Below are 9,553 nucleotides of genomic sequence, written 5' to 3'. Positions count from 1 at the left end.
GAACTTTGGCAGACTCTTATCAAGAGGATATCCATTGGCCGGCGTCCGGAGGAAAGGGGAAAGTCTTACAAGGACTTCAAAGTTGAATTTATGTAGTGTCTTTTTATACAAAAATAGCCGTCAAACTAGATTTTATCTAGTCTGACGGCTACTCTAATATTTATACAAAACTATACACTTGGTTTTCCAGTACGCCCTCTTTTGGTCATCGGCACGCCTTTTTTACACAATGGACAATTATCAGGCTCATAGGTTTGGACATCCATATGAAGAAGGGCTGTACTTGGGACATCTCCAAATGTAGCCTTTCCGCCACTGCGATCCACCAGCATGCTTACCGCTACAGGTACTCCTCCATGCTCCTTTACCACATCAATGACCTCACGGATTGACCCACCGGTAGTTACAATATCTTCAACGATCAGTACCCGTTCACCTTCATGAAGGGTAAATCCACGGCGAAAGGTCATTTTGCCGTTTTCACGCTCAGTAAAAATAGCACGGGTTCCCAAAGCCTTACCGGTCTCATGGGCCAGAAGAATACCACCCGTTACAGGTCCAACTACTGTTTCAATATTGGCATCAACAAACTTTGCTGCCATGGCCTGACATAGCTTTTCAGTATATTCAGGCTTTTGAAGTACATTAAACTTTTCAACATAGCGTGGGCTATGGAGTCCTGAAGTCAAAAGGAAATGGCCTTCCATAATTGCATTTGTTTCCAAAAGCATATCTTCTACTTCTTTTTCAGTAAGAGTTTTTAATTCTGCCATTATTTTACACTCTCCATTTCTTTAATAATTGCCTCAGCTGCTGCCCTAGGGTCTTCTGCACTACGAATAGGACGCCCTACCACCAGGTGAGTAGCACCATTCGCCAAAGCAGATGCTGGTGCAGCAATGCGGCTCTGATCATCTATATTGGCACCAACAGGACGAATTCCAGGTGTAACAATCAGGAAATCAGGTCCACAAGCCTTGCGAATAGCTGCTGCTTCCTGGGGAGAAGCCACTACACCATCTAGACCGGCTTTTTGGGCCAGCTTGGCCAATCGTACTACCTGTTCCCCTATAGAGCTGGACATACCCAAACCAGCCCAATCCTCCTGATTAATACTGGTCAAAATAGTAACAGCAATCAGCTTTGGACAAGGAATCCCCATTTCAGACGCTTTTTCATGCAGCCTGTCTGCAGCTGTTTTCATCATGGTATAACCACCGGAAGCGTGAACATTCATGATATCAGCCCCCTGAACCATCAGTGAGCATAACCCTTCCGCTACAGTATTGGGAATATCATGGAGCTTAAGATCCAAAAAAATGCTTTTCCCCTGCTCCTTCAGAAAAGAAATTACCTTAGCACCCTCACTATAAAACAGCTCCATCCCTACCTTGTAATAGCTTACGCTATCGCCAAGGGTATGGACCAGTTTTTCCATATCTGAAAATTTATGCACATCAAGGGCTACAATCAAACGATCATCTGACATTATATATTCTCCTATGTAACATCTAACAAGCAGAAATGACGAACGAACTGACCCCAGCGCAGGATAACTCAATCAATAAAAGATAACGAGGCGACATTTTTCGAAATGTCAACAAAGTTATACAGTAATAGACTATACCATCCAATCATTTAGTGATAGGGGCTCCTGTGCGCAGGGATTTTGCTGTAGAACGAGGCGACATGAGAAAAAACCCGGAAGCGTACTGATAATGGTACGCTGAGGACATTTTTCGAAATGTCAGCAAAGTTATACAGCAAAAGACTACGCCATCCAATCATTTTGTAATAGGGGCTCCTGTGCGCAGGGATTTTGCTGTAGAACGAGGCGACATGAGAAAAATCCCGGAAGCGTACTGATAATGGTACGCTGAGGACATTTTTCGAAATGTCAACAAAGTTATACAACAAAAGACCAAGCTCAGTTAGGCTAAATCGTAGCCGCCACCTACATAATCCTGAATCGCGAGGCTATATACCAATCTGCGCTCACGCATAAATTCCAGCACATTCAGCACTTCCCATGCAGTATCCAGGGAGGTGAGACATGGAATGGCATGCTCCACAGTGGCACGACGGATTTTAAATCCATCATGGGCAACATTCTTGCCCTGATTCTGAGTCATGGTATTGATTACCATGTGAATGCGGCCTTTTTTAATGAGGTGAATGATATCCGCACTACGCTCGTGTACCTTCCCTACTACCTCAGCGTCAATTCCCATGGATTGAATTGCCTTGGCGCTGCCGGCAGTAGCCACCAGCTTGAAACCAAGTTCGGAGAATGCCTTGGCCAGCTGCTTCATCTCATCCTTATCCTTATTGGCCACGGTGAAGAGAATAGTCCCATTTACCGGAATATTCATGCCTGCACCGGTCATGGCCTTATAGAGAGCGCGGTTATAATGGTAATCTATGCCCATTACTTCACCGGTGGACTTCATTTCAGGCCCAAGGGATATATCCACATCAGCCATCTTATTGAATGAGAATACAGGAGCCTTAACAGCCACATAAGGCTTTGGTGAAACCAGACCTGACTTGTAGCCCAATTCCTTAAGAGAAGCTCCCATTGCAACCTGGGTGGCAATATCCACCATCTGTATGTCTGTTACCTTACTGAGGAAAGGAACAGTACGGGAAGAACGCGGATTTACCTCAATAACAAATACCTCATCGTTGGCAACCACATACTGAATATTCATCAGCCCCTTGACATGCAGCCCCACTGCAAGGCGCTTCGTATAATCCACAATTGTATATTTAATCTTTTGAGGAAGAGTCTGTGGCGGATACACAGCTATGGAATCTCCGGAATGTACCCCGGCACGCTCAATATGCTCCATAATACCCGGAATAACCACGTCTATACCATCAGAAATGGCATCCACCTCTACCTCGGTCCCCTGCATATAACGGTCAACAAGCACCGGATGCTCCGGAGTAACCTTTACAGCACGGCCCATGTAATCAACCAGCTCTTCTTCGTTATAGACGATTTCCATGGCACGACCACCAAGGACATAAGAAGGCCGAACCATTACCGGATAGCCTATTTCCGCTGCACCCTTAATGGCATCCTCCTGATTGGTCACGCTTATTCCCCGTGGCCTTGGAATCCCTGTCTGAGTGAGCACTTCATCAAAGCGTTCCCTGTCCTCGGCCCGGTCAATATCATTTACTGAAGTTCCAAATATCTTTATGCCGGCCTTACTGAGAGACTCGGCAAGATTGATGGCAGTCTGTCCGCCAAACTGCACAATGACACCCTCAGGTTTTTCCTTGTCGATTATGTTAAGGACATCCTCTGCAGTAAGTGGCTCAAAATACAACCTGTCGGATATATCGAAATCCGTTGATACAGTTTCCGGATTATTGTTGACTATAATCGCTTCAATCCCCATCTGTCTCAAAGCCCATACGGAGTGAACCGAACAATAATCAAATTCTACCCCCTGCCCTATTCTGATAGGACCGGAGCCCAATACCATGACCTTACGACGGTTACTGGATGTATCCACTTCATCCTCCTGGGCATGGAAGGTTGAATAATAATACGGAGTTGCAGCTTCAAACTCTGCAGCACAGGTATCAACCATCTTGTAGCAAGGCAATATGTTCATTGTCTTGCGCAGGGTCCGTATTTCATCCATGGTCTTTCCGGCCAATTCTGCAATAGAACGGTCTGCCAGCCCAACATTCTTGGCTGCCAGCATCAGACTAGGAGTAATCTGTTCCTTCTGGATACGCAGCTCAATATCAGTGATATTCTTGATTTTTCCCAGGAACCATTTATCTATTTTGGTAATATCATGTATTCCATCAATATCCACCAAACCGCGACGCAATGCCTCTGCTATGACAAACAATCTCTCGTCATTGCATTTGCCCAGTGACTTAATGATTTTATCATCATCCCAGTCATCCATATCATCCATATGAATGCGGTGAACACCTATTTCCAGGGAGCGTACAGCCTTTAGGATTGCCCCCTCAAAATTCCTGTCAATGGACATTACCTCACCGGTGGCCTTCATCTGTGTTCCCAGAGTCTTATCGGCATACACAAACTTGTCAAAAGGCCAACGAGGGAACTTAACAACACAGTAATCCAGAGCCGGCTCAAAGCATGCCTTGGTCTTTTGGGTTACTGCATTGGTGATTTCATCCAGGCTGTAACCAATGGCAATCTTGGCTGAAACCTTGGCAATAGGATACCCTGTAGCCTTGGAGGCCAGAGCCGATGAACGGCTCACACGAGGATTTACCTCTATTACATAATACTGGTTGGAATTCGGATCCAAGGCATACTGTGCATTACAGCCACCCTCGATTCCCAGTTCACGGATAATGCGAATGCTGGCACTTCTCAGCATCTGATATTCATGATCGGTAAGTGTCTGTGAAGGAGCCACAACTATTGAATCTCCTGTATGAACACCTACAGGGTCAAAATTTTCCATATTACAGATGGTGATGCAGTTGTCATTACCATCACGCATTACCTCATATTCAATTTCTTTCCAGCCTGCTACACTGCGCTCTATCAGAACCTGTCCTATCATGGAATATTTCAGGCCCTTGATAACGATATCCACCAGTTCTTCCTCATTATCGGCGATACCACCACCGGTACCACCCATGGTATATGCAGGACGCACAATCAATGGATAGCCGATTTCATTGGCAAACTGCACTGCTGACTGAACATCCTCCACTATAGTGGATTCAGGAATAGGCTCACCCAGCTTGTTCATGGTTTCCTTAAAAAGTTCACGGTCCTCGGCCTGTTCAATAGCCTTGAGGGATGTCCCCAAAAGCTCAACGCCGTATTTATCCAAAATACCCTTTTCTGAGAGCTGTACTGCCAGGTTAAGACCTGCCTGTCCCCCTAAAGTAGCCAGAAGGCCATCAGGCTTTTCCTTGCTGATGATTTCTTCCATAAACTCAACGGTCAATGGTTCAATGTAAACTCTGTCAGCCATGTGAGTATCAGTCATTATAGTCGCAGGATTACTGTTGACCAGCACCACCTCCAGGCCTTCTTCCTTCAGGGCGCGGCAAGCCTGGGAGCCCGCATAATCAAACTCTGCTGCCTGTCCAATGATAATAGGGCCAGAGCCGATAACTATTACTTTTTTTAGATTTTCCTTCTTTGGCACTGATTACTCCCCCTTTGCTTCATTGGTCAACATTGCCCAGAACTGATCAAAAAGATACATATTATCATCAGGCCCCGGCGAAGCCTCCGGATGATACTGGACTGAAAACAGTGGCAGTGATGTATGGCGCACACCTTCTACCGTACCATCGTTTACATTGAGGTGGGTGACCTCCAGCGGAAGCCCAGCCAATGATTTTTCATCCACTGCATAGCCGTGATTCTGAGAAGAAATATGAACCCGACCATTTAAAAGATTTTTTACCGGCTGGTTTGAGCCACGATGACCGAACTTCAGCTTGTAAGTATCAGCGCCCAAGGCCAGGGATATGAGCTGATGTCCCAGGCAGATACCAAACATCGGCTTCTTGCCAATCAGCTTCTTGATTTCCTCAATCACACCAGGCAAATCCTTTGGATCCCCAGGCCCATTGGAGAGAAAAATCCCCTGTGGGTTCATGGCTAGTACCTCCTGGGCAGAAGTATCAGCCGGAACAACGGTCAATCTACAGCCCAGGTTGTGCAAGGAATTCAGGATATTCTGCTTAATACCAAAATCCATTACCACCACATCAGGTCCATCATTTTCCATGACATATTTTTCCCCGGTAGTCACCTCGGCCACAACATCTTTCTTGATTGGCACAGCCATCAATTTATCTATTTCAGATCTTGGCGCATCCTCGGACACAATAATGCCCTTCATGCAGCCTACTGAGCGGATTTTTCTGGTAACAGCACGGGTATCCACATTATAGAGACAAGGAATTTTCTGATCATTCAGAAATGCTGCCAGCTCATTTTCCTTCTGCCAATTGCTTCCATCATGGCACAGCTCACCAATGACAAATCCATTTACAAAGGACTTACGGGACTGCATAAACTTTTCAGCCACACCATAATTACCAATCAGCGGAAAGGTCAGGACAACAATCTGACTGCAATATGACGGATCTGTGAGAATCTCCTGATACCCGGTCATACCTGTATTAAATACGACTTCACCAGTAGAAGTAAACTCGTTCAGCAAATCACCGGTGTAAACACTGCCATCTTCAAGAATAAGTTTTCCCTTCAAGAATTACACCTCCAAAATAACACCATTATCCATTACCAGCTTGCCATCAACAAAGGTCTTAACAGCCTTCCCCTTGAAGTGGCGGCCAATGAACGGAGAATGGGACCCCTTGGTATAGAACTTCTTTTCATCTACGGTCCATTCCAGGTCAGGGTCAATAACGGTTATATCAGCAGGCATCCCCACGGAAAGACTGCCCGCATTCAGTCCAAAAATCTTTGCCGGCTCACAGGTCAGCTTGGAAATCATGGTAACAATATCCAGCTTCCCCGGGGAAACAAGATCTGTCATCAGACAGCCCAACGCAGTTTCCAGCCCTGGGAATCCGCTTGGTGCATAAATATATTCCCGATCCTTTTCTTCCTGAGCATGTGGAGAATGATCGGTAACTATACAATCGATTGTACCATCCTTCAGCCCAGCCAGTACTGCATCCACATCCTTTTGTTCACGAAGGGGTGGATTTATCTTGGTGGAGCTGTCAGACAGAACTACCATTTCATCTGTCATTGTCATATGCTGAGGTGTTGCCTCAGCTGTAACCTTTACGCCCCTTTTCTTTGCCTGACGAACCAGATCGACTGCCACGGCAGAGCTGATATGAGCTACATGTACCCTGGCATCAGCATATTCAGCCAGTGCGATATCACGATATACTGCAATATCCTCTGCTACAGTAGGACGCCCCTTCATTCCCAGCATGGCACTTCTGTGGCTCTCATTCATCACGCCTTCTTCTACCAGACTTGGCTCCTCATCATGATTGATAATCACCTTGTCAAAGGCCCGGAGATAATCATAGCAGTTCAGCAGTACCTTTGCAGATTTGGTAAAATGTCCGTCATCGGAAAAAGCAACAGCACCCTCAGCTGTCATATCACCGACTTCAGCCATTTCTTCACCCTTCTGTCCCTTGGTAACAGCACCAATAATTTCAACATGAACCACCGCTGCATCCTCGGCCCTTTTTTTCAGGGACCGGACCATGGCTGCAGTATCCACTACAGGATTGGTATTTGGCATGGTGGCAACGGTGGTATAACCACCTGCAGCTGCCGCCCTGGATCCGGATACAAAATCCTCCTTGGCTTCCTGTCCCGGCTCCCTGAGATGCACATGCATATCTATAAAACCAGGACTAACTATCTTTCCTGCTGCCTCGATAATCTCATCGGCAGAATCCTTGATACCTGCAGCCACCTTGGCAATTTTGCCATCTTCAATCAATACATCAGCAATTTTATCTGTACCATTGGCAGGATCGATTACCCTGCCTCCTTTTATCAAAGTTTTCATGCCTTGTTCCCTCCTGTCAGTGCGTGAGTCAAAATTGCCATACGGACAGCAACACCATTTTGGACCTGTTCCTGAATAGCAGAATGATCACCATATGCTACCATCGGAGAAATCTCCAGCCCTTTATTCATCGGACCAGGGTGGAGTACAAGAACATCATCCTTGGCCAGGGCCAGACGCTTGTCATTAAGGCCATAAATTCGGGCATATTCCCTTGGTGAAGGGAACAATCCGGCTTTCTGACGCTCCAGCTGAATTCGGAGCACATTTATTACATCCGCATCCTTAATTGCATCCTCCACATTATCATGCACAACAATCCCTTCTTCCTCAAAAAGGAATCTTGGCATCAATGTTTTCGGTCCGGCAAGATGCACCTCGACACCCATCTTGCGCATACCCTGAATATCTGAACGGGCAACCCGGCTATGGGTAATATCCCCCAGAATTACATATTTCAAGCCTTCCAGTCTGCCCTTATGCTCCTGTACAGTAAACAAATTAAGCAAGCCCTGGGATGGATGGGCATGAGCACCATCTCCCGCATTAATTATTACAGGATCAACGACCTTGGAGGCGTATTCCGCTGCACCTTCAGCCTTGTGACGCATAATAATGGCATCAACACCCATGGCTGATACGGTATACAGGGTATCACGCAGACTCTCGCCCTTGACTATACTGCTGGTACCGGCAGTTATATTTACCACATCTGCCCCCAGATATTTACCGGCAAGCTCAAAGGATGAACGGGTTCTGGTACTAGGCTCATAAAATAATGTCACTATTGACTTACCTCTAAGCGCAGGTACCTTTTTAATATCGCGATGAATTATATTCTTCATCTCCTTGGCACTTTCCAGAATTACCTGGATTTCCTCCGGGGAAAAATCAGCCAATGCCAATACATCCTTGCCCCTGAGGTTTACTTTGCTTTTATCCAAGACAATCACTCCTTTTTTGACCCTGCCTGCTGTAAATGCGTTATTGAAATAAAAAAGCTTTCTCATGCCGAGGCACAAGAAAGCTATAATTGCTTTTAGATACAGTTATCCCAGTAATTTATGATAGCGCACTATCTTACCAGCTTCCTTTATCAGCCTCACAGGACTAATTTCAAAGGTCATATTCAACTGTATTGAACTATATCACATTATGGTTGTTTTAGCAAGGAAAATTACTGTCTCATTTCAACGCCACAGTCATAAAATACTGAAATGACAAACAAGTCTTTGTGAAAAAGAGAAGCAGGTGCATCTGCCCCACCTCGATAGTTATTGTCATAAAATTTAAAGGCGCCAGCCGGAAACCGGGAATTTCTTCATATAGGGCTTCATTACCTTCCACATTTTGTAGGTGAAGGCATTATCCTTGACCGGCCCCTTAAAGCACCAGCCAAAAACCCTATCATTAAAATCATAAACCACACGCTTTGTTTTCTTATCTAAGTAAAAACGCCGCTGATGTACCTTTGGAGAGGTACGCCCGTTATTATAAATAACACTGGCATAAAGATAATTGTTGCTAAATTGGATGCTTGCCGGATCCAGATGATGAAATCCCATTATCCGTGTCGGCTCGTCCTTGGCCATGGTTGGAGAAGAATATGTAAGCACAAAAATGGCTATCATTGAACACAGGAATGCCCGCAATACAATCTTGAACATAGGTAGTCCCTTATTAATCACAACTAATTTTTTCATACAGCGAGCCTCCTCCACAACGTATACTGTATCATTCTGTATATCGGTGGCTATTTCCTGCTATTATCTTTTTTTGCTGTTTGTTTCGAATCCATCGCCATTACCCAAATAAAAAAGGTCGGCAGAACAATCTCTGTCGACCTTTCAAATCAGATGCAGCTTTAAAAAACTTATAACGCCATTGTTCAAATTTTTCTTCTTTAGAAGAAAAATCTTCCAATTAGCGTTTCAACGAGCTGGGAGATATGCTCGCCAGCTGTTGTAGTTTGTTTTCCCCCACCTAAAGAGGAAGGGGACATCTTAAAGCTC

Annotated in this window: 7 protein-coding genes; all 7 read right to left on the bottom strand. The window is 45.3% G+C overall.

Annotated features, from left to right (window positions below; all coding sequences use genetic code 11):
- Positions 1-170 precede the first annotated feature (170 nt).
- The 7 genes from pyrE to K6C05_RS07740 all read right to left on the bottom strand — a co-directional run bounded on the left by pyrE (position 171) and on the right by K6C05_RS07740 (position 9,244).
- On the bottom strand, positions 171-773 hold the full coding sequence (gene pyrE / locus K6C05_RS07770) for an orotate phosphoribosyltransferase (protein WP_296733312.1): 603 nt from the start codon (positions 771-773) through the stop codon (positions 171-173).
- Positions 773-1,489 carry an orotidine-5'-phosphate decarboxylase gene (gene pyrF / locus K6C05_RS07765; protein WP_296733309.1) on the bottom strand — a complete coding sequence of 239 codons (717 nt, stop codon included), beginning with the start codon at positions 1,487-1,489 and terminating at the stop codon, positions 773-775. The genes pyrE and pyrF overlap by 1 nt, the downstream gene beginning before the upstream one ends.
- Before the next feature lie 442 nt (positions 1,490-1,931).
- Positions 1,932-5,168, bottom strand: a complete 3,237-nt coding sequence (gene carB / locus K6C05_RS07760; RefSeq protein WP_296733306.1) for a carbamoyl-phosphate synthase large subunit — start codon at positions 5,166-5,168, stop codon at positions 1,932-1,934.
- 3 nt (positions 5,169-5,171) lie between these two features.
- Complete coding sequence (gene carA / locus K6C05_RS07755; RefSeq protein WP_296733304.1) at positions 5,172-6,245, bottom strand: glutamine-hydrolyzing carbamoyl-phosphate synthase small subunit; 1,074 nt, start codon at positions 6,243-6,245, stop codon at positions 5,172-5,174.
- 3 nt (positions 6,246-6,248) lie between these two features.
- Positions 6,249-7,541, bottom strand: a complete 1,293-nt coding sequence (locus K6C05_RS07750) for a dihydroorotase (protein WP_296733301.1) — start codon at positions 7,539-7,541, stop codon at positions 6,249-6,251.
- Positions 7,538-8,485: an aspartate carbamoyltransferase catalytic subunit gene (locus tag K6C05_RS07745; RefSeq protein ID WP_296733298.1), complete on the bottom strand. Its 948-nt coding sequence runs from the start codon at positions 8,483-8,485 to the stop codon at positions 7,538-7,540. The genes K6C05_RS07750 and K6C05_RS07745 overlap by 4 nt, the downstream gene beginning before the upstream one ends.
- 345 nt (positions 8,486-8,830) lie before the next feature.
- Entirely contained in the window at positions 8,831-9,244 is a 414-nt protein-coding gene (locus K6C05_RS07740; RefSeq protein WP_296733295.1) for a hypothetical protein, read from the bottom strand.
- Between the last annotated feature and the right edge of the window lie 309 nt (positions 9,245-9,553).

The organism is Anaerovibrio sp., from assembly GCF_024697385.1.
Taxonomy (GTDB): Bacteria; Bacillota; Negativicutes; order Selenomonadales; family Selenomonadaceae; genus Anaerovibrio.
Note: the sequence above shows the minus strand (reverse complement) of the source record. Positions and strands in the feature narration are given on the sequence as shown.

Bases quoted from the DNA above. Each gene is read 5' to 3' on its own strand.
- pyrF (WP_296733309.1), bottom strand. From the start codon at position 1,489: ATGTCAGATGATCGTTTGATTGTAGCCCTTGATGTGCATAAATTTTCA.
- K6C05_RS07740 (WP_296733295.1), bottom strand. From the start codon at position 9,244: ATGAAAAAATTAGTTGTGATTAATAAGGGACTACCTATGTTCAAGATT.
- pyrE (WP_296733312.1), bottom strand. From the start codon at position 773: ATGGCAGAATTAAAAACTCTTACTGAAAAAGAAGTAGAAGATATGCTT.
- K6C05_RS07750 (WP_296733301.1), bottom strand. From the start codon at position 7,541: ATGAAAACTTTGATAAAAGGAGGCAGGGTAATCGATCCTGCCAATGGT.